A 25,065-nucleotide genomic window follows, 5' to 3' on the forward strand; every position below is an offset into this window, starting at 1 on the left:
CCATGACCCAGAAGATCATTCGCGTCGGTAACATCGAGATCGCCAACGACAAGCCGTTCGTTCTGTTCGGTGGCATGAACGTGCTGGAGTCGCGTGATCTGGCCATGAAGGTTTGCGAAGAGTACGTGCGGGTTACCGAAAAGCTCGGTATCCCTTACGTGTTCAAGGCCAGTTTCGACAAGGCCAACCGCTCTTCGGTCAGCTCCTACCGCGGCCCGGGCATGGAAGCAGGGCTGAAGATCTTCGAAGAGATCAAACAGACCTTCAACGTGCCGGTCATCACCGACGTGCACGAGCCGTATCAGGCTGCACCGGTTGCCGAAGTCTGCGACATCATCCAGTTGCCGGCCTTCCTCTCGCGTCAGACCGATCTGGTCGTGGCGATGGCCAAGACCGGCGCAGTGATCAACATCAAGAAAGCCCAGTTCCTTGCACCTCAGGAGATGAAACACATCCTGGCCAAGTGCGTCGAGGCGGGTAACGATCAGTTGATCCTGTGCGAGCGTGGCTCGAGCTTCGGCTACAACAACCTGGTTGTGGACATGCTCGGCTTTGGCCTGATGAAGCAGTTCGAGTACCCGGTGTTCTTCGACGTGACCCATGCCCTGCAGATGCCGGGTGGTCGCTCGGACTCTGCCGGCGGCCGCCGCGGCCAGGTCACCGACCTGGCCAAGGCTGGCATGAGCCAGGGTCTGGCCGGGTTGTTCCTGGAAGCACACCCGGACCCGGACAACGCCAAGTGCGATGGTCCATGCGCGCTGCGCCTGGACAAACTGGAGCCATTCCTGGCCCAGCTCAAGCAATTGGACGACCTGGTGAAAAGTTTTCCGACGGTAGAAACCGCGTAACACTCATTTCTCGGGTAAAGTACCGCCCGTTCTACCCCTGACCCTCGGGTCAGGGGCTCCCCTTCGCCAGGTCTGCCCTCTGCATATTCGCCTGGTGAAAGGCTCGAATTCCCTAAGCTGCGTTGTTTTCGTCAATTCTGGAGTGCTTACAACAATGGCAAAGATCGTCGACATCAAAGGTCGTGAAGTTCTCGATTCGCGTGGCAACCCCACCGTGGAAGCCGATGTACTGCTCGACAACGGCATCATCGGCAGCGCGTGCGCGCCGTCCGGTGCTTCCACCGGCTCGCGCGAAGCGCTGGAGCTGCGTGATGGCGACAAGAGCCGTTACATGGGCAAGGGCGTACTCAAAGCCGTTGCCAACATCAACGGCCCGATCCGCGACCTGCTGCTGGGCAAGGACCCGGTTGACCAGAAAGCCCTCGACCGCGCCATGATCGAACTGGACGGCACCGAGAACAAGGCCAAGCTGGGCGCCAACGCTATCCTCGCCGTGTCGCTGGCAGCTGCCAAAGCCGCCGCACAGGACCAGGACCTGCCGCTGTACGCGCACATTGCCAACCTCAACGGCACTCCAGGCCAGTACTCGATGCCAGTACCGATGATGAACATCATCAACGGCGGCGAGCACGCCGACAACAACGTCGACATTCAAGAGTTCATGGTCCAGCCGGTTGGCGCCAAGACCTTCTCCGACGGCCTGCGCATGGGCACCGAAATCTTCCATCACCTCAAAGCAGTGCTCAAGGCCCGTGGCCTGAACACCGCAGTCGGTGACGAAGGTGGTTTCGCACCAAACCTGGCCTCCAACGAAGACGCTCTGGCAGCCATCGCCGAAGCCGTTGCCAACGCTGGCTACAAGCTGGGCACCGATGTCACCCTGGCCCTGGACTGCGCTGCCAGCGAATTCTACGAAGACGGCAAGTACAACTTGTCCGGTGAAGGCAAGTCGTTCGACTCCGAAGGCTTTGCCGAGTACCTCAAAGGCCTGACCGAGCGCTTCCCGATCATCTCCATCGAAGACGGTCTGGACGAGTCCGACTGGGCTGGCTGGAAGATCCTCACCGACAAGATCGGCGAGAAGATCCAGCTGGTTGGCGATGACCTGTTCGTCACCAACACCAAGATCCTCAAGGAAGGCATCGACAAGAGCATCGGTAACTCGATCCTGATCAAGTTCAACCAGATCGGCTCGCTGACCGAAACCCTCGAAGCCATCCAGATGGCCAAGGCTGCCGGCTACACCGCAGTGATTTCGCATCGCTCCGGCGAAACTGAAGACTCGACCATCGCTGACCTGGCTGTCGGCACTGCCGCTGGCCAGATCAAGACCGGCTCGCTGTGCCGTTCCGACCGCGTCTCCAAGTACAACCAGCTGCTGCGCATCGAAGAGCAACTGGGCGCCAAGGCGGTGTACCGTGGTCGCGACGAGTTTCGCGGCTAAGCAAGAGATGGTAAAAAGGCAGCTGCCGAGGCTGTCTGAGCGTTCTTACTGAGCTTTCAGACACCTCCTACGGGTTTCTGTCAACGAAGCCTGGCCTCGGCCAGGCTTCGTGCTATCGGAAGCCCCGCAGCGGCGGCCTTTTAATCCTGGATACTTTGATGCGCAGTCCTTATTGGTTGTTTCTCATCTTGCTCCTGTTGCTGGGTGGCCTGCAGTACCGCCTTTGGGTGGGCAGTGGCAGCCTCGCGCAAGTGACCGAGCTCAAGCAGCAGATCGACGAACAGCACGCCGAAAACGAACGGCTGCTGGAGCGTAATCGCGTGCTCGACGCAGAAGTCATGGAGTTGAAGAAAGGTATGGAGACCGTCGAGGAACGGGCCCGTCACGAATTGGGCATGGTCAAAGAGGGCGAAACCCTCTTCCAGTTGCCACAGAAATGACCTCGCCACTGCCGGCCTTCTGGGCCGTGATCCCCGCTGCCGGGGTCGGTGCGCGAATGGCTGCCGACCGTCCCAAGCAGTACCTGCAGTTGGGCGGGCGGACGATTATCGAGCACAGCCTCGACTGTTTTCTAGGCCATCCCTCGCTCAAAGGGGTGGTGGTCAGTATTGCTGGCGACGATCCGTACTGGCCAGGCCTGGCCTGCGCCAACGATGCGCGTATCCAGCGTGCTGCCGGCGGGCGCGAGCGGGCCGACTCCGTGCTCAATGCCTTGTTGTTGCTGCACGCTCAAGGCGCGGCAGATGGCGACTGGGTGCTGGTACACGACGCCGCACGGCCGAACCTGGCTCGCAGTGACCTCGACCGGTTGCTGGCGGAACTGGCTGACGATGCGGTGGGCGGCTTGCTTGCAGTGCCGGCCCGCGACACCCTCAAGCGCGCCGACAGCAATGGCCGGGTCAGCGCTACGGTTGACCGCAGCACCATCTGGCAAGCCTTCACGCCGCAGATGTTCCGCCTCGGTGCCCTGCACCGGGCACTGGCCGAATGCCTGGTGTCCGATGTGACGGTGACCGACGAGGCGTCGGCGATGGAGTGGTCGGGATTGGCCCCGCGCCTGGTGGAAGGGCGCAGCGACAACATCAAGGTTACCCGCCCCGAAGATCTGGAGTGGTTACGCCAGCGTTGGTCGGCACGCGCCTGACACCTCAGGCAATGCCTGCGTATTCTGGCAACTGTCCAAGCTCCGCCTTCAAGTAATCCACCAGCCTTCTGACCTTGGGCGAGAGATGCCGTTGCTGCGGATACAGCGCCCACACTGCGGTATTGGGCGGCTGATGCGCTTCGAGCAGCGATACCAGTGCGCCGCTACGCAAATGCTCCTGCACGTAATAGTCCGGCAACTGACACAATCCAATCCCCTGCAGTGCGGCATCCAGCACTGCCTGACCACTGTTGCAGCGCCAGTTGCCCTGCACCCGCTGGCTCAGTTCACGACCTTCCTGTTTCAGCGCCCAGACATCACTGCTGCCAATCAGGCAGTTGTGCCGAGCCAGTTCCGATAGGCTGTGCGGCCGGCCGTAGCGCTCCAGATAAGCCGGCGAGGCGCACAGGTACATCTGTCGCGGTGCCAGGCGGGTGGCGACCAGACGTGAGTCCTGCAGGCGGCCCAGGCGGATCGCCAGGTCCATGCCCTCGTGGAGCAGGTCCAGGGTGCGATTGCTCAACTCGACCTCGACCCGCAGCTGCGGGTACTGGGTCATGAAGCGCGTCACCAGTGGCACGATGAAACGCTCGCCATAGGCCACGGCGCAGGTCATGCGCAACAGCCCCTTGGGCTCGCTGGCAAGATCGCCCATCGCCCGCAGAGCCTCCTCGTGGCCATCCTGCAAGCGCTGGCAGTGCTGCAGGAAAGTCTGCCCGGCCTCGCTCAAGGTTACCCGGCGGGTGCTGCGGTAGAGCAAGCGGGTCTGCAAGCGTTCTTCGAGGCGAGCGATTTGGCGGCTGACATGCGAGGACGATACGCCCAGGCGCTCCGCTGCGGCGGTGAACTGGCCAAGCTCGGCCACGGCCACGAATTCATCGATGCCTTCCCAGCGATTGATCATTGATTATCCCTGTATGGCAATAATGTTTTGTCTTGGTCAGGATTATTAATCAAAGTGCGCTGAATTACACTGGATGGATTGCCCACCACTCGCTGGAGATCCTGATGATCAAGTCCCGTGCCGCCGTAGCCTTCGAGGCCAACAAACCGCTGGAAATCGTTGAAGTCGATGTCGCCCTGCCAAAAGCCGGTGAAGTGCTGGTGCGCATCGTTGCCAGCGGTGTCTGCCATACCGACGCCTACACCCTGTCGGGCGCTGACCCGGAAGGCATTTTTCCGTCGATTCTCGGCCATGAAGGTGGCGGTATTGTCGAGGCAGTAGGCGAGGGCGTGACCTCGGTTGCCGTAGGCGATCATGTGATCCCGCTGTACACCCCCGAGTGTGGCCAGTGCAAGTTCTGCCGTTCTGGCAAGACCAACCTGTGCCAGGCAATCCGTGCGACCCAGGGTAAAGGCCTGATGCCTGATGGCACTACGCGCTTCTCCTACAAGGGCCAGCAACTGTTCCACTACATGGGCACCTCGACGTTCTCCGAGTACACCGTGTTGCCGGAAATATCCGTGGCCAAGATCCAGAAAGAAGCGCCATTGGAAAAAGTCTGCCTGCTCGGCTGTGGCGTGACCACCGGCATCGGCGCCGTGCTCAATACCGCCAAGGTCAAAGAAGGCGACACCGTGGCCATCTTCGGCCTGGGCGGTATCGGCCTGTCGGCGATCATCGGTGCGGCCAAGGCCAAGGCCGGGCGCATCATCGCCGTCGATATCAATCCGAGCAAATTCGAGATCGCCCGCCAGTTGGGTGCCACCGATTGCATCAATCCGAAGGACTATGACCGGCCTATCCAGGAGGTCATCGTCGACCTCACCGATGGCGGTGTGGATTACTCGTTCGAGTGCGTCGGCAACGTGCAACTGATGCGAGCGGCGCTGGAATGCTGCCACAAGGGCTGGGGCGAGTCGGTGATCATCGGCGTGGCCGGTGCCGGCCAGGAAATCGCCACCCGTCCGTTCCAACTGGTGACCGGGCGCGTCTGGCGCGGTTCGGCGTTCGGTGGCGTGCGTGGTCGCAGCGAACTGCCAAGCTACGTCGAGATGTCGCAGCAGGGCGAGATCCCGCTGGATACCTTCATCACCCACACCATGGGCCTGGAAGACATCAACAAAGCCTTCGACCTGATGCACGAAGGTAAAAGCATCCGCAGCGTGATCCACTTCTGAGGTCAGCCATGAGCCTGGAAAACATCTCCTGCCAGAAAAGCTTCGGCGGCTGGCACAAGCGTTACCGGCATCAGTCCAAGGTGCTCGGCTGCGACATGGTGTTTGCCGTGTACCTGCCGCCGCAGGCCGAACAAGGTGCCAAGCTGCCGGTGCTGTACTGGCTGAGCGGCCTGACGTGCAACGACGAGAACTTCATGCAGAAGGCTGGCGCCCAGCGCCTAGCTGCCGAGCTGGGGCTGATCATCGTTGCACCCGACACCAGCCCGCGGGGCGAGCAGGTGCCGGCTGATCCCGATGGCGCCTGGGATTTCGGCCTCGGCGCAGGTTTCTACCTGAATGCCACTCAGCAGCCCTGGGCGCAGCACTACCGCATGCATGATTACGTGGTCGAGGAACTGCCCGCGCTGGTCGAGGCGCACTTCCCGGCGTCGGATCAACGCAGTATCAGCGGCCACTCCATGGGCGGCCACGGCGCGCTGGTGTGCGCCCTGCGCAACCCTGGCCGCTATCAGTCGGTGTCGGCGTTTTCGCCGATCTGCAACCCGATGGACTGCCCGTGGGGCGAGAAGGCGTTCTCCCGTTATCTGGGCGAAGACCGCGCCCGCTGGCGCGAGTGGGATGCCAGCGTGCTGTTGGCCGAAGCCCCGGCCGGGCAATGCCCGCCGTTGCTGATCGAGCAGGGGGATCGGGATGATTTTCTCGCCACCCAGCTCAAACCCGAGGCGCTCGAGCAGGCCGCCCGCAAGGCTGGTCATACGCTGACCTTGCGCCTGCAGCCTGGCTACGATCACAGCTACTACTTCATCGCCAGCTTCATCGATGACCACCTGCGCCACCATGCCGCTGCGCTGGGTCGCCTGTAACTGCTACGTGGGCCGCACTGCGGCCCAACAACTGCGCCCAAGCCTGTGCAAAGCAGGTAGAATCCCGCCCTGACTTTATCAGGGCGTTTTTCTATGCGTATTGGCCATGGCTACGATGTGCACCGGTTTACCGACGGTGATTTCATTACCTTGGGTGGGGTGCAGATTCCTCACAAATACGGCCTGCTGGCCCATTCCGATGGCGACGTAGTGCTGCATGCACTGAGCGACGCCTTGCTCGGCGCCGCTGCGCTGGGTGACATCGGCAAGCACTTTCCGGATACCGACCCGCAGTTCAAGGGCGCCGACAGCCGCGTGCTGTTGCGCCACGTGCTGGCTGTGGTCCAGGCCAAAGGCTGGAAGGTCGGCAACGTCGACGCCACCATTGTTGCCCAGGCGCCGAAAATGGCCCCGCATATCGAAACCATGCGCCAGTTGATCGCCGCCGACCTGCAAGTCGAGCTCGACCAGGTCAACGTCAAGGCCACCACCACCGAGAAGCTCGGTTTCACTGGCCGTGAGGAAGGGATCGCCGTGCATGCGGTAGCCCTGCTGCTGGCGCTATGACCGAATTGGAACTGCTCGGGCCACGCGCTTCGGGTGAAGCGCTGGGCAGCGCTGTGCTCAAGGCAGTCGCGGAAGACTTCCAGGTCGATGAAGTGCTCGACATTCCGCTGACCGGGCAGGGTGAACACCTCTGGCTGTGGGTCGAGAAACGCGACCTCAACACCGAAGAAGCCGCCCGCCGCTTGGCCCGCGCCGCCGGTGTGCCGCTGCGCGCGATCAGCTACGCCGGCCTCAAGGACCGTCAGGCCTTGACCCGCCAGTGGTTCAGCCTGCACCTGCCGGGCAAGGCCGACCCTGACCTGAGTCGCGCCGAAGACGACACCCTGCGCATCCTCAAGCGCGACCGGCACCTGCGCAAACTGCAGCGCGGCGCGCATTCGGCCAACGGTTTCACTCTGCGCCTGACAGCGTTGACGGCTGACCATGCCGCACTGGATGCGCGCTTGCAGCAGCTCAAGACCCAGGGCGTGCCCAACTACTTCGGTAGCCAGCGCTTCGGCCATGGCGGCGGTAATGTCCAGGATGCGCAGAGCTGGGCCGAGCGTGCCGCCCTGCCCGAGCAGCGCAATGTGCGTTCGCGGCTGCTCTCGGCCGGACGCAGCTACCTGTTCAACCAGGTGCTGGCAGCGCGGGTCGCCGACGGCAGCTGGCAGCGGGCACAGGTGGGCGACCTGCTGGCGTTCACCGATAGCCGCAGCTTCTTCCCGGCGGGCGAGGCCGAGTGCGCCGATCCGCGTCTGGCCATTCTCGACCTGCACCCGACCGGTCCGCTGTGGGGGGAGGGGCCTACGCCAACCACCGGCGCCACCGCCGAACTGGAATCCGCTGTCGGTGCACAACATGCTGCATTGGGACATTGGCTGGCGCGGGCGGGCATGAGTCACGAACGGCGCATCCTGCGGCTCCCTATTGGCGGCCTGACGTGGCATTATCCCGAGCTTGATATCCTGCAACTGGAATTCGTCCTGCCGGCCGGATGCTTCGCCACCGTCGTGGTGCGCGAGCTAGTCGATCTGGTGCCGGTAGGGCAGACGGACAGCCCATGCGTATTCTGATTTCCAACGACGACGGTGTTACCGCCCCGGGCCTCGCCGCGCTGCATGCAGCGCTGGCGGACTATGCCGAGTGCGCGGTGATCGCCCCGGACCAAGACAAGAGCGGCGCCGGCAGTTCGCTGACGCTGGACCGGCCACTGCATCCGCAGGTTCTGGCCAATGGCTTCATCAGCCTCAATGGCACGCCCACCGATTGTGTCCACCTGGGGCTCAACGGGCTGTTGCCGCAAACGCCGGAGATGGTCGTCTCGGGGATCAACCTGGGCGCCAATCTGGGCGATGACGTGCTGTATTCCGGCACCGTCGCCGCTGCGCTGGAAGGGCGTTTTCTCGGTGGCACCTCGCTGGCGTTCTCGCTGGTGTCGCGCCAGCCCGACAACCTGCCCGCTGCCGCCCATATTGCCCGGCGCCTGGTCGAGGCGCAGTCGCGCCTGCAGTTGCCGCCGCGCACCGTGCTCAACATCAATATCCCCAACCTGCCGCTGGAGCATATCCGCGGTATTCAGGTCACCCGGCTGGGCCATCGTGCACGTGCGGCGGCGCCCACCAAGGTGGTCAACCCGCGCGGCAAGGAAGGCTACTGGATCGCCGTGGCCGGGGACGCCGAGGATGGCGGCCCGGGTACCGACTTCCATGCCGTTATGCAGGGCTATGTGTCGATCACCCCGCTGCAGCTCGACCGCACCTTCAACGATGCCTTCGACCAGCTCAGCGGCTGGCTGGAGGGCGTGCTCTGATGCGCGAACAGGACGATCTGCAACGCCGCGGAATTGGCATGACCTCGCAACGTACCCGCGAACGGCTGATCCAGCGTCTGACCGAAGAGGGCGTATCCAACCCCAAGGTGCTTGACGTGATCCGCCGTACGCCGCGTCATCTGTTCGTCGATGAAGCACTGGCGCACCGCGCCTACGAAGACACGGCGCTGCCGATCGGGCACAACCAGACCATCTCCCAGCCGTTCATGGTTGCGCACATGAGCGAGCTGCTGCTCGAGGCCGGCCCCTTGGACAAGGTGCTGGAAATCGGCACCGGCTCGGGATACCAGACGGCGGTGCTGGCGCAGTTGGTCGAGCGAGTGTTCTCGGTAGAGCGGATCAAGGTCCTGCAGGACCGGGCCAAGGAGCGGCTGCTCGAACTCAACCTGCGCAATGTCGTGTTCCGCTGGGGCGACGGCTGCGATGGCTGGCAGGCGCTGGCGCCTTACAACGGCATTATCGTGACGGCCGTGGCGCCTGAGGTGCCGCAAGCGCTGCTCGATCAACTGGCACCTGGCGGGCGCCTGGTGATCCCGGTTGGCCCCGCTGGCGAGCAACAGCAGCTGTTGATGATCGTCCGTGAAGAGCACGGCTTCTCTCGACGAGTCATGGGTACGGTGCGCTTTGTGCCGCTGCTCAATGGCCCGCTGGCCTGAGTCACAGGGAATATTTGCAGCCGCAACGAATTCCTGTGGCGTGTACCTGTCTATGTGGCGGGCGAGTGCTGAAAAAACCAAGCACGTCCTGAAAGACTTTTGATGTTTTGCCTGCGCGCCCACACTTCAGTGGGCTCGGTTATAATTGCAACATTATTGCATTTTGTTTAGTCGGTTTTCGGCACCATGAGGGGAGCGCGGGTGGGTCACACAATCAGTCTGCAGCGCAAGGATCGGTCGTTTTTCAAGCTCCTGGTGGTGGCACTGGCCATGGGCACGCTGCTGACGGGCTGTTCCAGTACCGGCTCGAGCAGCGCCCGGGTGGTGGACCGCAACAACGCAGCGCCCAAGCGGCCGACCGTGACCACTGGTCAATACATCGTCAAACCGGGCGACACGATGTTCTCGATCGCCTTCCGTTACGGCTGGGACTACAAGGAGCTGGCAGCGCGCAACAACATTCCGGCGCCTTACACCATTCGCCCAGGTCAGCCGATCCGCTTCAACAGTGGTTCGACCGGTAGTACCACCGTGGTTTCCAGCCCTTCGTCCTCGAGCAAGACCACCGTTACCCGGCGCCCGGTGGGCACACCTGTACCGTCCGTCAGTGGTGGCAAGGTGATAACCAGCGCCCCATCGAGCACTACCACGACCGTTACCACAGTCCCCGCCGCAGAGCGTACGGCTGGCGGCTGGACATGGCCCGCCAACGGCGTATTAATTGGAAAATTTGCTTCAAACGGTAGTTTGAATAAAGGCATTGATATCGCCGGTGATTTGGGACAGCCTGTTTTTGCTGCGTCTGGTGGTGCAGTGGTATACGCCGGGAGTGGATTAAGGGGCTACGGCGAACTGATCATCATCAAACACAGCGATACCTACGTCAGTGCCTACGGTCACAACCGCAGGCTGTTGGTACGGGAAGGGCAGCAGGTCAAGGCAGGGCAGGCTATTGCTGAAATGGGGTCCACGGGCACTGACCGGGTGAAACTGCATTTTGAAATCCGCCGTCAGGGCAAACCCGTCGATCCGCTCCAGTTCTTGCCACGTCGTTGAATGTTGCACCCGGCCTGTTCCTTGGATGTAGAGGGGACAGGCTCCAGCGCTGCCACGGAATCAGGTGCCGCTAGAGTCTGAGTTCGAACTCAGCAAAGGACTATAACAATGGCTCTCAGCAAAGAAGTGCCGGAGTTTGACATCGACGATGACCTTCTCCTGATGGAGACCGGCATCGTTTTGGAAACGGATGTGGTGTCAGACGAACCTGCTGTATCTGCGGTTCGGACCAAGGCCAAATCGGCCTCATCGCTCAAACAGCACAAGTACATCGACTACACTCGGGCACTCGATGCGACTCAGCTGTACCTCAATGAGATCGGCTTCTCGCCGTTGCTCTCTCCCGAAGAAGAAGTGCATTTCGCACGGCTTTCGCAAAAAGGCGACCCTGCAGGTCGCAAGCGCATGATCGAAAGCAACCTGCGTCTGGTTGTGAAAATCGCCCGTCGTTACGTCAATCGCGGCTTGTCACTGCTCGATTTGATCGAAGAAGGCAACCTTGGCCTGATTCGCGCGGTAGAGAAATTCGACCCAGAGCGTGGCTTCCGTTTCTCCACCTACGCCACTTGGTGGATCCGTCAGACCATCGAACGCGCCATCATGAACCAGACGCGCACCATTCGCCTGCCGATCCATGTGGTCAAGGAACTCAACGTCTACCTGCGCGCTGCGCGTGAGCTGACGCAAAAGCTCGATCACGAGCCGTCCCCCGAAGAAATCGCCAACCTGCTCGAGAAGCCGGTTGCAGAGGTCAAGCGCATGCTCGGGCTCAACGAGCGGGTGTCTTCGGTCGATGTTTCCCTGGGGCCTGACTCCGACAAGACCCTGCTCGATACCCTCACCGATGATCGCCCGACCGACCCTTGCGAACTGCTGCAGGACGATGATCTGTCGCAGAGCATCGATCAGTGGCTGGGTGAGCTGACCGACAAGCAGCGTGAAGTGGTGGTACGCCGCTTTGGTCTGCGCGGCCACGAAAGCAGCACCCTTGAGGATGTCGGCCTGGAGATTGGCCTGACCCGTGAGCGGGTTCGGCAGATTCAGGTCGAGGGGCTCAAGCGTCTGCGCGAGATTCTCGAGAAGAACGGCCTGTCCAGCGAGTCGCTGTTCCAGTAGCGCTGACTGCGTCGAACAACGCCCCGATTTCTCGGGGCGTTTTTTTTAGCCTTGAGAATGTTGTAGTTGCCACCCTTGTTGCAGCTAGCGTACGAGATTGCTTACGGCCAGCGTAGGAGATTGGCCTGTGGGTAAGTAAATCATTGTCGTTTTCAGTAGTTGTGAATTCTTAAGTAGCTGATAAATAAAGAATTATTAGACATGTGGAAATATGTCCGCTGTAACAATCAGAGAAATCTCCACGTTGTCTGTTCCGCTGAAATCGCTAGTATCTGACCTGTGCCAACGGACAGGCACAGGCTTTCAGGATGAAGGCCAAGGACATCGCAGGACGCGATTCATCAGGATGATGTACAGGGACAAGCAGGGACTACGGAAAAAAATGTGGGCGGTTCATACCGCCCCTTTTTTTGCCTGCGATTTGAGCTCGCGATTCTCGCCGGGCACAAAAAAAGCGACCCGAGGGCCGCTTTGTTCGAACCAGATGCGCCAAGCGTATCAGCGTTCCAGATCAGCAATCTTGCCAGGCTTGCCATCCCACTCTTCAGCGTCGGCCATGGCATCTTTGCGCTCGGTGATGTTCGGCCAGATCTCCGCCAGCTCGGCGTTCAACTCGATGAAGTTCTCCATGCCGGAAGGCACTTCGTCTTCCGAGAAAATCGCCTGTGCCGGGCACTCTGGCTCGCACAGCGCGCAGTCAATGCACTCGTCCGGATGAATGACCAGGAAGTTCGGGCCTTCATAGAAGCAGTCCACCGGACACACTTCCACACAGTCGGTGTATTTGCACTTGATGCAGTTGTCGGTGACGACGAAGGTCATTCTAATTTTCTCCTCAGGCAACGGCTGCATGCCCTTCCTTGCAGGGCAGCACGGTTCACAGGTATGTGGCTGCAGGCCAGGCTAATAACCTGCAGCACCAGCAAACCGCGCGGGATTCTACCAGCTTGCGCAGGCAGCCGTTATAACAGGTTCTTCAGTTGATATAGCATTTCGATAGCTTGACGCGGGGTCATGTCATCCAGGTCGAGCTTGCCCAACTTTTCGATGGCAGGATGCGGCAGGCTGGCAAACAGGTCGCTCTGGTGCGGGACGTGCGGGTCATGCACAGCTTTGCCTGGGCTGGTTACAGCCTCGCCAGGCAGGCTGGCAGTTTCCAGTCGGCTCAGGTGCTCGCGTGCACGTTGAATCACCGGGCCGGGTACGCCGGCCAGTTGCGCCACCGCCAGGCCGTAACTCTGGCTGGCAGGGCCTGGCAGGACGTGGTGCAGGAAGACAATGCGTTCGTTGTGCTCGGTGGCGTTCAGATGCACGTTGGCCACCAGCGGCTGGCTCTCGGGCAGTACCGTCAATTCGAAGTAATGCGTGGCGAACAGGGTATAGGCGCGCAGTTGCGCCAGGCGCTCGGCGGCGGCCCAGGCCAGCGACAGGCCGTCGAAGGTGCTGGTGCCACGGCCGACTTCATCCATCAGCACCAGGCTGCGGTCGGTCGCGTTATGCAGGATGTTGGCAGTCTCGCTCATCTCGACCATGAAGGTCGAACGGCCGCCGGCCAGATCATCACTGGAGCCGATACGGGTGAAGATGCGGTCGACCAGCGACAGCTCGCAGCGCGCCGCCGGGACGAAACTGCCAATGTGCGCCATCAGCACGATCAGTGCGGTCTGGCGCATGTAGGTCGATTTACCGCCCATGTTCGGGCCGGTGATGATCAGCATGCGCGTGCTGTCGTCCAGGCCCAGGTCGTTGGCCACGAACGGCGTGGTCAACACCTGCTCGACCACGGGGTGGCGGCCTTGCTCGATACGCAGGCAGGGCTCGTCAACAAAGCTTGGGCAGTTCAGGTCGAGGGTCAGAGCGCGCTCGGCGAGGTTGCTCAGCACGTCCAGCTCGGCCAGTGCTGCGGCGCTGTCCTGCAGCGGCGCGAGGTGACCGATCAAGTTTTCCAGCAGCGCATCGTAGAGCATCTTCTCGCGCGCCAGGGCCCGGCTCTTGGCCGACAGCGCCTTGTCTTCGAAGGCTTTCAGTTCTGGCGTAATGAAGCGCTCGGCGCCCTTGAGGGTCTGCCGACGGATGTAGTCGGCAGGCGCTTGTTCGGCCTGCTTGCTGGGCAGCTCGATGAAGTAACCATGCACCCGGTTGTAGCCCACCTTGAGGTTGGGCAGGCCGGTGCGGGCTTTTTCCCGCACTTCCAGGTCGATCAGGAACTGGCCGGCGTTTTCGCTCATGGCCAGCAACTCGTCGAGCTCGCTGTCGTAGCCGGTCTTGAGCACACCACCGTCGCGGATAACTGCGGGCGGGTTGTCGATAATGGCTCGCTCGAGCAGGCTGGCCAGCTCCGGGTAAGTGCCGGTGATGGCCGCCAGGCGGGCCAGGTGCGACGCCTCCAGATCTGCCATGGCATTTTGCAGCTCAGGCAGGGCGGCGAGGGCGTCGCGCAGTCGCGCCAGATCGCGCGGACGGGCGTTACGCAGGCCGATCCGGGCCAGGATCCGCTCCAGGTCGCCAATCTCTTTGAGTTGCGGCTGCAGCTTTTCATAGCGATAGCCGTCGAGCAGGCAGCGGATCGATTCCTGACGTGCTTGCAGCACCTTCTGGTCGCGCAGCGGGCGGTTCAGCCAACGGCTCAGCAGGCGGCTGGCCATGGCGGTCTGGCAACGGTCGATGACCGATTGCAGAGTGTTGTCGCGGCCACCGGCCAGGTTGATGTCCAGCTCCAGATTGCGCCGGCTGGCGCCATCGAGGATCACCGTGTCGTCCATGCGCTCGTGGCGCAGGCTGCGCAAGTGCGGCAGGGTGGTGCGCTGGGTTTCCTTGGCGTAGGTCAGCAGGCAGCCTGCGGCACCGATCGCCAGGGTCAGCTTGTCGCAACCAAAGCCCTTGAGGTCCTTGGTCGCGAACTGCTGGCACAGGCCCTTGCGCGCCGAATCGCGGTCGAAGTCCCACGGGGCACGGCGCCGGCAACCGCGGCGCTTCTCAGCCGGCAGGTCGCGTGGCCAGTCATCCGGGATCAGCAGCTCGACCGGGTTGATCCGCTCAAGCTCGGCCAGCAGATTTTCCCAGCCTTTGATTTCCTGCACGCTGAAGTTGCCGCTGGTAATGTCCAGCACGGCCAAGCCGAACAGCCGCTCATCGCCGAGCACGGCGGCAATTAGGTTGTCGCGGCGCTCATCGAGCAGCGCCTCGTCGCTCACCGTGCCAGGAGTGATGATACGCACCACCTGACGCTCGACCGGGCCCTTGCTGGTCGCCGGATCACCGATCTGCTCGCAGATCACCACCGACTCGCCGAGCTTGACCAGCTTGGCCAGGTAGCCCTCTGCCGAATGGAACGGTATCCCGCACATCGGGATCGACTGGCCGGCCGACTGGCCGCGCGCGGTCAAGGTGATGTCCAGCAGCTTGGCGGCTTTCTTCGCGTCTTCGTAGAAGATCTCGTAGAAATCGCCCATGCGGTAGAACATCAACTGGTCCGGGTGCTGATTTTTCAGCCGCCAGTACTGTTGCATCATTGGAGTGTGCGCGGAGAGGTCAGACATTCGGGGCCTTACAGCGTGATTCGGTGGGCGATTTTGAAACCGGCAATGTTACAGACTTTTGCCCGGCGATGCAGGGACGATACGCCATTGGATTGCCGCGCTCTGCCAAGCGCAGGCTGGCCGGTGCGCTGCCGCATCAATTGCATTTGCGCACAACTCGTTGCATTATGCGGCTTATGCAAAAACGCAACGTAGCCTCCGTACTCAAGACCTTGCTCGACCGCCACGGCCTGTCTCCGACGGAGCTGCACCGGCGCACGGGCGTTCCTCAATCCACGCTTTCGCGGATTCTCAGCGAAAAGATCGTTGATCCGTCAGACAAGCACGTCTCCAAAATCGCCGAGTATTTCGCCGTCAGCACCGACCAGTTACGTGGCCGCGCCGAGCTCGGCGAGTCGCGTGAAGCGGCGCACCCGGCTCATGGTCATGCCGACATGAGCGATATCAGCCTGTGGGACGATGAAACACCCGTCGAGGACGACGAGGTCAGCGTGCCCTTTCTTCGCGAGGTCGAGTTGGCAGCAGGATCAGGAAGATTCGTCATCGAAGAGAGCGAGCGTGCGCGCCTGCGTTTCGGCAAGCGCAGCCTGCGCCACAATGGCGTCCAGTTCGACAACGCCAAGTGCGTGACCGTGCGCGGCAACAGCATGCTGCCGGTGCTGCGTGATGGCGCCACGGTAGGGGTCAATACCGGTAAATGTGCGATCGGCGATATCGTCGATGGCGACCTCTATGCCATCAATCACAACGGCCAGTTGCGTGTGAAGCAGGTGTATCGCCTGCCAACCGGCATCCGCCTGCGCAGCTTCAACCGCGATGAGCACCCCGACGAGGACTACACTTTCCAGCAGATGCAGGATGAGCAGATCAGCCTGCTGGGCCACGTCTTCTGGTGGGGGATGTACGCCCGCTGAGTGAACATCGTCAGAACAAACCCGCTTCGGCGGGTTTTTTTTCGCCTGCAGAAAAGTCCTACAGCCAGCGTGATGCATGGCCTTCATGCATATCAGCAAATCCTCATGTGAAATTCTATGAATAAATGCATTGACTGCATATGCATATGCGCATAACGTGTTTCTCAAGCCGGGCAGAAACCGGTTGTTGCAAAGGCAGCGATGAACAGGCCTCAACTGTTCAGAGGGTTGGCAACTGGCCCGGGTGTGCAGCGTAAAGCACCACGAACAGTTTTCCGGCGGGCAGGCGGCCGCGGTCGGAGTTAACAGTTTTGGACATGACCGCAGGTGTCACCAGTAGTGGCCTGCGGTTGACCACGCATTACTGAAAAGCCGGCGATGGCGGGCTTTTTGGAATGCCGAGTTTAAGCGTAAACCGACCTGTCGACAGTCGTCGGCGGGCATCACACAGGAGACAGGGCAGTGACGAACGAGCAACAAGCGTTACTGGAAATGCCGCTCTGGCTGGTAATCGTCCTGGCGTTGCTGGGCGGTGTTTCCGGCGAAATGTGGCGGGCCGACAAGGCTGGAGCAAAAGGCTGGTCGCTGGTGCGCCGGCTGGCGCTGCGTTCCGGGGCATGCATGATCTGTGGCGTGTCGACGGTGATGCTGCTGTACGCCAGCGGCATGTCGATCTGGAGCGCCAGCGCCTTTGGCTGCCTGACGGCGATGGCGGGAGCCGATGTTGCCATCGGCCTTTATGAGCGCTGGGCAGCCAAGCGGCTTGGGCTGCGCGACGGCGCGCGGGCAGATGTGCGAGAGGAGCCCTGAACATGAGCGAACTGACAACCTTACACGCGGCAGTGACCGCAACCATTCGTGAGGCGATCCCGGAACTTGCGTCAGTCGATGCATATTCATCTGTAGGCAATAGCACGGCATTACCCGCACTGCGCCATGGCGTGGTGCGCATGACGGCCGACCCTGCCCCCCGCGATGGGCGCTCGGTGCTGCTCGCCAGTTTCGAGGCGGACATTACCGCCGCGGATAGCGCCCAGGCCGAGGCGCGCCTGCAAGGCAGCCTCCTGGCAGCGCAATTGATCGACGTGCTGCGCCAGCAGTTCTGGGAGCTGGATTTCGTCGAAGCGAGCCGCAATGTCGAGGCTCAGTTCGACGGTAGTGGCTGGACGGTGCGCTGGGACCAGCCGGTGCTGCTCGGCGAGCCACGCTGGGATTGGCCCGACCAGCCGCCTGGGCAGTTGATGCTGGGGATCAGCCCGGAAACCGGCCCTGGCAACGAGGGCAATTACTTCCCTGCACAGGATCTGTCATGAGTTACTCAAGTTCAATGCACGACCGCATGTTGGCCTGCCTGGTCATCCCTTGCCGCGTCGTGGCGGTGGACCCTGCCGCTGCCCGGGTACGGGTCTCGGATGGCAGCGGCTGGAGCAGCGCCTGGTTGCGCTGGCATGCACTGGCGGCAGGCCAGGCCCGCCACTGGCGCGCGCCAAGTATTGGCGAGCAGGGCGTGCTGTTGAGTCCCAGCGGCGAGCCGGCCCAGGGCACGTTCTTCCCGGGACTGTATGGCAATGCGGGGAGCCCACCAGATAACCGTGACCATCTTGAAGTGTGGCATTTCGCCGATGGCGGCTCACTGGCCTACGACTGGCAAGCACGGCGCTACGACATCCACTTGCCGACTGGCAACGCCAGCATCCGGGTCGGGGCCAGCACGCTGCAGGTCAGCGACGGCGCCATCAGCCTTGACGCAGCGGCGATCACCCTCACCGGTAGCGTCTCGATCAAGGGCCCGCTGGTGGTCAGCGGCGACATCAATGGTGGCGGCCAGATCATCGACACGGCCGGCAACACGGCCAATCACAAACATTAACAGACCCGCCGATGCGGGTTTTTTTCTGTCAGGAGACTGCTATGCAAACCTGCCCATGGGGCTCGACCATTGCTGTCCGGCCCTCGCCTGGAGGTGCGCCATGATCGGTATGGACCGGCGCACCGGCCAGCCGTTGGCCGGCATCGCCCACCTGCGTCAATCGATTGAAGACATCCTTTCTACCCCCCTCGGCAGCCGCCGCATGCGCCCGGAATACGGCAGCCAACTGCGCCGCTACGTCGACCTGCCGGTCAACGAAGGTTGGAAAAGCGCCGTCCAAGCTGAAGTCGCCCGTGCTCTAGGACGTTGGGAACCGCGTTTGCAATTGGAGCGAGTCAAGGTGATTGCGGTAATCGGCGGTCAGGTCAGCATGAGCCTGCGTGGCCGCTATCTGGGCGCTGATGCCATGATCGAGGTGCAGGTATGAGCCAAGTAGACCTGGCCCAGTTGCCAGCACCTCAGTTGCTCGAAGATCTCGATTACGAGGCCTTGTATCAGGCTGATCTGCAGACCTTTCGCGCGCATCTAGGGGACGCTTGGACCGCACAGCTTGAAAGTGACCCGGTCTGCAAGCTGCTGGAAGTCGGGGCCTACCGCAAATTGCTCAACCGGGCACGCATCAACGACGCGGCCAAGGCACTGCTGTTGGCTTACGCTCAAGGCAGCGACCTCGACCAATTAGCGGCCAATGTCAGCCTGCAGCGTTTGCTCATCCAGGCTGAAGACCGGACTCAGGTACCGCCGCTCGAGGCACTGTTCGAGTCTGACCCGGCACTGCGCGAGCGGGTGCAGTTGGTCTACGAGGGGCTCACCACTGCCGGGCCGCGCAACAGTTACATCCTGCACGCTCGCAACGCCTCGGGGCTGGTCGCTGACGCAACCGCCGAGAGCCCGTCGCCGGCGGTCGTCGATGTCACTGTGTTGAGCCTGGAGGGCAAAGGTGTAGCAGATGCGCAGTTGCTGGCCCAGGTGGCCGCGTACCTCAATGACGATGACATTCGCCCGGTAGCCGACCGCGTCAGCGTGCGTAGCGCCGAGGTCTTGCCGTACCGCATTGATGCCACCCTTTACATCGCTGACAGCGGCCCTGAGTCGGAGGCGGTGCTTGCCGAGTGCCGTCGTCGGCTGCAAGCCTGGATCAACCCGCGTCGACGCCTGGGCGTCGAAGTTGCACGCTCCGGGATCGATGCACAGCTGCACATTGGCGGGGTCAGTCGGGTTGAGCTCAGCGGCTGGGCCGACATCCGCCCGAGCAAGTCCCAGGCTGCGTGGTGCACGGGCTTCGATCTGAAGCGGGGCGGCTGATATGGACAGCCTGCTGCCGCTCAACCGCACCGCGCTGGAATGCGCCATCGAAGCCGCAGGCGATGAAGACCTCAAGGTCGACTTGCGCCTGCTCTACAGCCCCGAAAACTGCCCGCCGCACCTTCTCTATCAACTCGCCTGGGCCTGGTCGGTCGACCGCTGGGACGACAGTTGGAGCGACGCGATCAAGCGCTCGGTGATTCGCTCGTCGTTCTTCGTACATGCCCACAAAGGCACCCTTGGCGCACTTCGGCGTGTGGTCGAGCCGTTTGGCTACCTGATTGAAGTGGAGGAGTGGTGGCAGGCCAAGCCGGCTGCTGTGCCTGGAACCTTCGCTTTGAAGATTGGCGTTTCCGATGCGGGCATCAGTGAGCAGACGTATGCCGAGTTGTCGGCGCTGATCGATGATGCAAAGCCCGTCACTCGGCATATAACCAGTCTAGTGATCAGTCTTGAAAGCCGCGGCATTTTTTATATGGGGTGCTCTTATCAGGACGGCGATGAACTCGACATCTATCCACTGGCAGCGCGTGATTTGGAGGTGGCTGGTGTCATCGGACGCGGCGGCCGTGAACACACAATTGATACCCTGGACATAACAAATGGTTGACCAGAATTCTCAGTTTTACGCCATTCTCACCAACGTGGGTGCGGCCAAGCAAGCCAACGCTGATGCACTGGGCGTTGCGTGGAAAATTACTCACATGGGTGTGGGCGATGCCAACGGCACCGATCCACTGCCCAATGCCTCTCAGGTGAGTCTACTCAACGAGTGGCGGCGGGCGCCGTTGAATCAGCTGAAGGTCGATGACAAAAACCCAGCGATCATAGTTGCAGAGCAAGTGATTCCAGCTGACGTTGGGGGACGTTGGATCCGCGAAATAGGTCTTTATGATGACGCGGGTGATCTAGTGGCGCTGGCTAACTGCGCTCCGACCTACAAGCCTATGCTGAGCCAGGGGGCAGGACGGACTCAGGTCGTGCGGATGAACCTGGTGGTCAGCAGCGCTAGTAATGTGCAACTTAAAATTGACCCCAGCGTTGTCCTTGCTACTCGCGAATGGGTAACTGAAGAGTTGGCGCGACAGGACTTCAAATATTCGGTCCTGGTGGCAACCACAGCCCCTATTACTCTGAGTGGTTTACAAACGATTGACGGCGTAGCGCTAGCTGCCGGATCTCGGGTATTGGTAAAGGATCAGGCAACTGCGAAAGACAACGGTATTTATCAGGTTATTGCCAGTGGCCTTTGGACTCGATCACCTGACGCAGATGCCAGTGCCAAAGTGACGGCGGGGCTGTTGCTGCTCGTCGAGCGTGGCACCCTCAACGCAGACAGCGCCTGGCAGTTGGTAACCGACGGACCGATAGCATTGGGTGTTACGGCGCTGACGTTCGAAATGGCATTTGGTCGCTCCGGTGTCGCAGCGGGTACCTATCGCAGTGTGCAGGTCGACAAGTACGGAAGGGTGCTCGCTGCATCTAATCCAACGACGGTAGCGGGTTACGGCTTGACCGATGTCTACACCAAGCTTCAGACAGACAGTGCTCTGGCACTTAAAGCACCGTTGTCCAGCCCTGCGTTGACTGGCACACCGACCGCGCCAACACCGGCGTTAACCAGCACTGATGCAACGCTGGCCACTACCCAGTTTGTGCACGGGCTGCTCAGTGTGTTGGGACTGGGAGGAGTCGGTACTGGGGCGGTAATATCAGACCTAGATGACCCCACGGTAATAAGCGGCTTCTATTACGTTAACAACTCCTCAGCTAATCAGCCTTATGCCGGCGCGGGCGGCATGGTTTTGCACAAGGTGTATGGCGGTGGCGGTTTTCAAATGCTGTCGACATTGGCCGCCTCGCGGGTGTTATGGCGCCGACGCACAGCTGGTGCCTGGCAAAAATGGGAAGAGTTTGCCAATTTGGATAGCCCGAACTTTGCCGGCTCTCCAACCGCGCCTACAGCGCTCAAAGGCACCAGTTCAAAACAGTTGGCCACAACCGAATTCGTCCAGTTGGCACTCAACGGGCTTGTAGATTCTGCGCCGAGCACACTCGATACATTGAAAGAGTTAGCCGCAGCGCTGGCCAACGACCCAAACTTTGCCACGACTATAACTAACCAGCTCGCCGGTAAAGCCGCGTTGTCGCATACGCATGGGATAGCGGATATTCTAGGTTTAACCGCTGCGCTCAATGCAGCCAGTGGTCTGAATCAAGGCTCAACTACGCAAGATCCAAATGAGGCCAGTAGCCCGCTCATACTGGCCAAGCATGCAAACGCGCCGGACCCGACCAACTTCTGGTACATCACTACGACGTTCTACTCAAGCATTAACGCGGCATCCAACCGCGGTCAGCTTGCCATCCAATACAGCTCGGGTGTTTCTGCATATGTACGCAACTGCGTTAACGGTACGTGGAGCAGTTGGGTCAGGATGGACAATGGGGTAGAACCGGGGACCATTGTGCACTTTGCTGGGAGCACGCCGCCCCGCGGGTTTCTGAAAGCGAACGGCGCTGCTGTGAACAGGAACACCTACTCTGCACTGTTCGCCCAGATTGGAACAACCCATGGCGAGGGGAACGGCTCCACCACCTTTAACCTACCGGACTTACGAGGAGAATTCCTGCGAGGCTTGGCGGATGGTCGGTTGGTGGATGCCGGACGTCTACTCGGCACCTGGCAGGACAGTAAGAATCTTAGCCACACGCATAGCGCGTCTGCTTCACAAGAAACGCATAGCCATACCGTTACCGGCAACACCAGCAGCGATGGGGCGCATACCCATCCGGTTGTATCCAACGGCGGTCAATACGCATCTGAAGCGCAGCCTTATGGAGTGTATCGAGGCAATGGAGCAACATCGGTAGACCGTACGTCAATCCAGAGCGGCGGAGCTCATCAGCACGCTGTAACCGGGACAACTAATACTGCTTCGCACACCCACACCATCACACTCACCCCGGAAGGGGGCGAAGAGTCGCGGCCCCGCAACGTTGCTTTGCTTGCTTGCATCAAATATTGAAGAGGCCTTATGGACGAACCTACGATCTATCATGTCCACCCTACCACCCGCGAATTCATGGCGTTCGGCCTTGCCGATCCCGACCCACTTGAAGAGGGAAACTGGCTGGTACCGGCCTGTGCATACCTGGACGCACCACCTGCGGCACAACAAGGTTTCGCGGTCGTTCGCAGTATCGATCAAAACGTGTGGTTAAAGGTCGAGGATCAGCGCGGTACGGTTTACTGCATCCACACAGGCGAAGCGCTGGAGTACGCAGAGCTGGGCGCGCTGCCCGTATCGCTGACCACTCAGCCTTATCCAGGCGAGTTTCATTACTGGAACGAGGGGACGTGGGTGCTCGATTCAGCGACACAGCTGCAAGCCCAGCGGACCCACGTACTGGCGCTGCGCGACGAACGATTGGTAGTTGCTGCAGTCGCCATGGCCCCCTTACAGGATGCCGTAGAGTTGGGGGCGTCTACTGAAGATGAGCAAGCGCTACTTAGGGCTTGGAAGCACTACCGGGTTGGTCTTGGTCGCATTGAGCAGCAAGACAGTTTCCCCGCCTCGGTCGTCTGGCCGCCTAGCCCTGATGCGGCACGACTCAGCTAATAACGCCCCGCACCGACGGGGCGTTTGCTTTTCTGCTGTACCCCTAATGGCCTCGCTGACGCGGGGCCTTTTCATATCTGGAGAGTCTATGTCTGGCTTCTTTCACGGCGTTACCGTAACAAACGTCGACACCGGCGCGCGCACTATTGCCTTGCCGTCGTCCTCGATCATTGGTTTGGTCGATACCTTCACCCCGGCGCCAGCGCTTACCGCGCAGCCCAATGATCTGATGCTGATCACCAGCGAGCGCGAGGCGATTGCCGCGTTTGGCCCTGACGCGGCAATCACCAAGGCTTGCCAAGCCGTCTTTACCCGTGCCAAGGCGGTGATTGTCGCCTGCGGCGTGGCCAAGCTCGAGGACGCTGCCGAGCAGACCTCGGCGATCATCGGCGGCACCTCGGCGGACGGTAAGCGGACCGGCTTGCAGGCACTTCTCGACGGCAAAAGCCGCTTCAACGCCCAGCCGCGCCTGCTGGTCACCCCCAAGCACAGCGCGACCCAGGCGGTCGCTACTGCCCTGGTGGCGCTGGCTGACAAGCTGCGCGCAATTGCCATCATCGACGGCCCCAACACCACCGATGAAGCGGTCATCGCCTACGCCGGCGAGTTCGGCGCCAAGCGCGCCTATATGGTCGATCCGGGTGTGCAGTACTGGGACACCAGCAAAAACGCCACGGTCGACGCGCCTGGCTCGGCCTATGTGGCCGGGCTGTTCGCCTGGACCGACGCGGAGTACGGCTTCTGGGCCTCACCATCGAACAAGGAGTTCGTCGGTATCACCGGCACCGGTCGCCCGATCGAATTCCTCGACGGTGACGAAACCTGCCGGGCCAACCTGCTCAACAACGCCAATATCGCCACCATCATTCGCGATGACGGCTTCCGCCTGTGGGGCAACCGCACCTTGTCGGCCGACGCGAAGTGGGCCTTCGTCACCCGTGTGCGGACCATGGATATCGTCATGGACGCGATCCTCTATGGCCACAAATGGGCGGTCGATCGCGCCATTACCGCGACCTACGTCAAGGACGTCACCGAGGGCCTGCAGGCGTTCATGCGCGACCTGAAGAACCAGGGCGCGATCATCAATTTCGAGGTGTTCGCCGACCCTGAGCTGAACACGGCCAGCCAGCTGGAGCAGGGCAAGGTGTACTGGAACATCCGCTTCACCGACGTCCCACCTGCTGAAAACCCCAACTTCCGCGTTGAAGTCACCAATCAGTGGCTGACCGAAGTCCTCGATTCCGTCGCTTAAGGAGCGCATCAACATGGCAATGATTCCCGAAACCCTGGCCAACCTGAACCTGTTCGTCGATGGCGTCAGCTTCCAGGGCGATGTACCCAGCCTGACCCTGCCCAAGCTCACCCTGAAAATGGAAGAGCACCGCCCAGGCGGCATGGACATGCCGGTCGAAATGGACCAAGGCATGGAGAAACAGGAGGCGGCGTTCACCACCACCGGTGTGCGCCGCGACGCCCTGAAGTTCTTCGGCCTGGCCGATGGCAGTGGCTTCAACGGCACCTTCCGCGGCGCCTTCAAAGGCCTCAAGGGCAAGATCAATCCGGTGGTAGTGACCCTGCGCGGCGCCCTCAAGGAAGTCGATATGGGCGACTGGAAGTCCGGTGACAAAGCTGAAATCAAGCACAGCGTGGCCGTGACCTACTACAAGCTCGAAGTCGATGGCCGACTGGTCTACGAGATCGATGCGCTGGGTATGAAGCGCGTGATCAATGGTGTCGATCAACTGACTGCGCAACGCATTGCGCTCGGCCTTTAAGGAGAAGCCCATGGCTCAAGCGAAAAAACTGCCGCAATGGCTGACCCTGAGCGCTGAACGCGTCAGCGTGCAGCTGTCCCGGCCCAGCCAGGCCAACGGCGTCCAGGTCGATAGCCTGTCGTTGCGCGCACCCACCGTGCGCGATATCCGCAACGCCCAGGCGGGCGGCGCCAATGATGACGAACAGCGTGAGCTGAACCTGTTCGCCTCGCTGGCCGAGGTCGGTATCAAGGACCTCGAAGGCCTGGCCCTGAAGGACTACAGCCGTCTGCAGGCGGGCTATTTTCGCCTGGTGCAGGACGACGAACTTTGACCCGGCCCGGCACAAGGCCGCTGCCAAGCGGCTGGCCAAGGAGCTGAATTTTTCCGCGAGCGAAATCATGACCATGTCGTACAGCGACATGGTCT

27 protein-coding genes and 1 pseudogene are annotated in these 25,065 nt (G+C 61.1%); 25 read left to right on the forward strand and 3 right to left on the reverse strand.

The features are described from left to right. Nucleotides 1-2: 2 nt before the first annotated feature. The 4 genes from kdsA to ispD all read left to right on the forward strand — a co-directional run bounded on the left by kdsA (nt 3) and on the right by ispD (nt 3,436). Nucleotides 3-848, forward strand: a complete 846-nt coding sequence (gene kdsA, locus IDM28_RS05695; RefSeq protein ID WP_101317276.1) for a 3-deoxy-8-phosphooctulonate synthase — start codon at nt 3-5, stop codon at nt 846-848. 154 nt (nt 849-1,002) lie between these two features. Continuing rightward, nucleotides 1,003-2,292 carry a phosphopyruvate hydratase gene (gene eno / locus IDM28_RS05700; protein ID WP_101317278.1) on the forward strand — a complete coding sequence of 430 codons (1,290 nt, stop codon included), beginning with the start codon at nt 1,003-1,005 and terminating at the stop codon, nt 2,290-2,292. A 158-nt stretch (nt 2,293-2,450) separates the two neighbouring features. After that, nucleotides 2,451-2,732 (forward strand): cell division protein FtsB, encoded by a 282-nt coding sequence (gene ftsB, locus IDM28_RS05705; RefSeq protein WP_101317280.1) that lies wholly within the window; start codon nt 2,451-2,453, stop codon nt 2,730-2,732. Further along, on the forward strand, nt 2,729-3,436 hold the full coding sequence (gene ispD, locus IDM28_RS05710) for a 2-C-methyl-D-erythritol 4-phosphate cytidylyltransferase (RefSeq protein ID WP_188035530.1): 708 nt from the start codon (nt 2,729-2,731) through the stop codon (nt 3,434-3,436). The genes ftsB and ispD overlap by 4 nt, the downstream gene beginning before the upstream one ends. Nucleotides 3,437-3,440: 4 nt before the next feature. On the opposite strand, the gene IDM28_RS05715 is transcribed toward ispD, so the two are convergent. Continuing rightward, a complete protein-coding gene (locus tag IDM28_RS05715) occupies nt 3,441-4,337 on the reverse strand; it encodes a LysR substrate-binding domain-containing protein (protein ID WP_178080817.1) in 897 nt (298 codons plus the stop codon). A gap of 107 nt (nt 4,338-4,444) precedes the next feature. On the opposite strand from IDM28_RS05715, the gene IDM28_RS05720 reads away from it, so the two are divergent. The 8 genes from IDM28_RS05720 to rpoS all read left to right on the forward strand — a co-directional run bounded on the left by IDM28_RS05720 (nt 4,445) and on the right by rpoS (nt 11,628). Continuing rightward, nucleotides 4,445-5,557, forward strand: coding sequence for an S-(hydroxymethyl)glutathione dehydrogenase/class III alcohol dehydrogenase (locus tag IDM28_RS05720; protein WP_188035531.1), 1,113 nt, complete (start codon nt 4,445-4,447; stop codon nt 5,555-5,557). 8 nt (nt 5,558-5,565) lie between these two features. Continuing rightward, on the forward strand, nt 5,566-6,420 hold the full coding sequence (fghA, locus tag IDM28_RS05725) for an S-formylglutathione hydrolase (protein ID WP_150572019.1): 855 nt from the start codon (nt 5,566-5,568) through the stop codon (nt 6,418-6,420). Between the two features lie 93 nt (nt 6,421-6,513). Then, nucleotides 6,514-6,987, forward strand: coding sequence for a 2-C-methyl-D-erythritol 2,4-cyclodiphosphate synthase (ispF, locus tag IDM28_RS05730; RefSeq protein WP_101317291.1), 474 nt, complete (start codon nt 6,514-6,516; stop codon nt 6,985-6,987). Then, a complete protein-coding gene (gene truD / locus IDM28_RS05735; protein WP_188035532.1) occupies nt 6,984-8,042 on the forward strand; it encodes a tRNA pseudouridine(13) synthase TruD in 1,059 nt (352 codons plus the stop codon). The genes ispF and truD overlap by 4 nt, the downstream gene beginning before the upstream one ends. Continuing rightward, a complete protein-coding gene (surE, locus tag IDM28_RS05740; RefSeq protein ID WP_150570857.1) occupies nt 8,030-8,779 on the forward strand; it encodes a 5'/3'-nucleotidase SurE in 750 nt (249 codons plus the stop codon). Before truD ends, surE begins: the two co-directional genes overlap by 13 nt. Before the next feature lie 38 nt (nt 8,780-8,817). Beyond that, entirely contained in the window at nt 8,818-9,456 is a 639-nt protein-coding gene (locus IDM28_RS05745) for a protein-L-isoaspartate(D-aspartate) O-methyltransferase (RefSeq protein WP_178080818.1), read from the forward strand. A gap of 201 nt (nt 9,457-9,657) precedes the next feature. Next, nucleotides 9,658-10,512: a peptidoglycan DD-metalloendopeptidase family protein gene (locus IDM28_RS05750; RefSeq protein WP_103436343.1), complete on the forward strand. Its 855-nt coding sequence runs from the start codon at nt 9,658-9,660 to the stop codon at nt 10,510-10,512. Between the two features lie 108 nt (nt 10,513-10,620). Continuing rightward, a complete protein-coding gene (gene rpoS / locus IDM28_RS05755; protein ID WP_101317301.1) occupies nt 10,621-11,628 on the forward strand; it encodes an RNA polymerase sigma factor RpoS in 1,008 nt (335 codons plus the stop codon). Nucleotides 11,629-12,126: 498 nt separating this feature from the next. Here rpoS and fdxA read toward each other — a convergent pair whose 3' ends face one another. Then, nucleotides 12,127-12,450 (reverse strand): ferredoxin FdxA, encoded by a 324-nt coding sequence (gene fdxA, locus IDM28_RS05760; protein WP_188035533.1) that lies wholly within the window; start codon nt 12,448-12,450, stop codon nt 12,127-12,129. Nucleotides 12,451-12,590: 140 nt separating this feature from the next. Further along, the gene (gene mutS / locus IDM28_RS05765) at nt 12,591-15,167 is read right to left on the reverse strand and encodes a DNA mismatch repair protein MutS (RefSeq protein WP_188035534.1); all 2,577 of its coding nucleotides are present in this window, start codon (nt 15,165-15,167) and stop codon (nt 12,591-12,593) included. Nucleotides 15,168-15,343: 176 nt separating this feature from the next. Here mutS and IDM28_RS05770 point away from each other — a divergent pair, with 176 nt between their 5' ends. From IDM28_RS05770 to IDM28_RS05830, 13 genes and pseudogenes are all read left to right on the forward strand, one after another. Further along, entirely contained in the window at nt 15,344-16,081 is a 738-nt protein-coding gene (locus tag IDM28_RS05770) for a helix-turn-helix transcriptional regulator (RefSeq protein WP_150570903.1), read from the forward strand. Between the two features lie 462 nt (nt 16,082-16,543). After that, nucleotides 16,544-16,891, forward strand: a complete 348-nt coding sequence (locus IDM28_RS05775; RefSeq protein WP_101317309.1) for a phage holin family protein — start codon at nt 16,544-16,546, stop codon at nt 16,889-16,891. 2 nt (nt 16,892-16,893) lie between these two features. Next, nucleotides 16,894-17,394 carry a hypothetical protein gene (locus tag IDM28_RS05780; RefSeq protein WP_150570859.1) on the forward strand — a complete coding sequence of 167 codons (501 nt, stop codon included), beginning with the start codon at nt 16,894-16,896 and terminating at the stop codon, nt 17,392-17,394. After that, entirely contained in the window at nt 17,391-17,951 is a 561-nt protein-coding gene (locus tag IDM28_RS05785) for a phage baseplate assembly protein V (RefSeq protein ID WP_101317313.1), read from the forward strand. Before IDM28_RS05780 ends, IDM28_RS05785 begins: the two co-directional genes overlap by 4 nt. 100 nt (nt 17,952-18,051) lie before the next feature. After that, on the forward strand, nt 18,052-18,378 hold the full coding sequence (locus IDM28_RS05790) for a GPW/gp25 family protein (protein WP_188035535.1): 327 nt from the start codon (nt 18,052-18,054) through the stop codon (nt 18,376-18,378). Beyond that, nucleotides 18,375-19,256 carry a baseplate J/gp47 family protein gene (locus IDM28_RS05795; RefSeq protein WP_188035536.1) on the forward strand — a complete coding sequence of 294 codons (882 nt, stop codon included), beginning with the start codon at nt 18,375-18,377 and terminating at the stop codon, nt 19,254-19,256. Before IDM28_RS05790 ends, IDM28_RS05795 begins: the two co-directional genes overlap by 4 nt. Nucleotide 19,257: 1 nt before the next feature. Beyond that, nucleotides 19,258-19,866 (forward strand): phage tail protein I, encoded by a 609-nt coding sequence (locus tag IDM28_RS05800; protein WP_188035537.1) that lies wholly within the window; start codon nt 19,258-19,260, stop codon nt 19,864-19,866. Continuing rightward, nucleotides 19,859-20,929 (forward strand): annotated as a pseudogene (locus IDM28_RS24160) (phage tail protein); the annotation flags it as partial. The gene IDM28_RS05800 and the pseudogene IDM28_RS24160, both read left to right, overlap by 8 nt. A 765-nt stretch (nt 20,930-21,694) precedes the next feature. After that, nucleotides 21,695-22,285 (forward strand): tail fiber protein, encoded by a 591-nt coding sequence (locus tag IDM28_RS24165; RefSeq protein WP_150570904.1) that lies wholly within the window; start codon nt 21,695-21,697, stop codon nt 22,283-22,285. A gap of 9 nt (nt 22,286-22,294) precedes the next feature. Then, a complete protein-coding gene (locus IDM28_RS05815) occupies nt 22,295-22,879 on the forward strand; it encodes a tail fiber assembly protein (RefSeq protein WP_188035538.1) in 585 nt (194 codons plus the stop codon). Between the two features lie 88 nt (nt 22,880-22,967). Beyond that, a complete protein-coding gene (locus IDM28_RS05820; RefSeq protein WP_188035539.1) occupies nt 22,968-24,134 on the forward strand; it encodes a phage tail sheath family protein in 1,167 nt (388 codons plus the stop codon). A 13-nt stretch (nt 24,135-24,147) separates the two neighbouring features. After that, a complete protein-coding gene (locus IDM28_RS05825; protein WP_101317328.1) occupies nt 24,148-24,657 on the forward strand; it encodes a phage major tail tube protein in 510 nt (169 codons plus the stop codon). A 10-nt stretch (nt 24,658-24,667) separates the two neighbouring features. Next, nucleotides 24,668-24,970, forward strand: coding sequence for a phage tail assembly protein (locus tag IDM28_RS05830; RefSeq protein WP_101317330.1), 303 nt, complete (start codon nt 24,668-24,670; stop codon nt 24,968-24,970). The last annotated feature ends 95 nt before the right edge of the window (nt 24,971-25,065 follow it).

It is taken from the genome of Pseudomonas sp. EZ-C24 (genome assembly GCF_014525325.1).
Taxonomy (GTDB): domain Bacteria; phylum Pseudomonadota; class Gammaproteobacteria; order Pseudomonadales; family Pseudomonadaceae; genus Aquipseudomonas; species Aquipseudomonas shirazensis.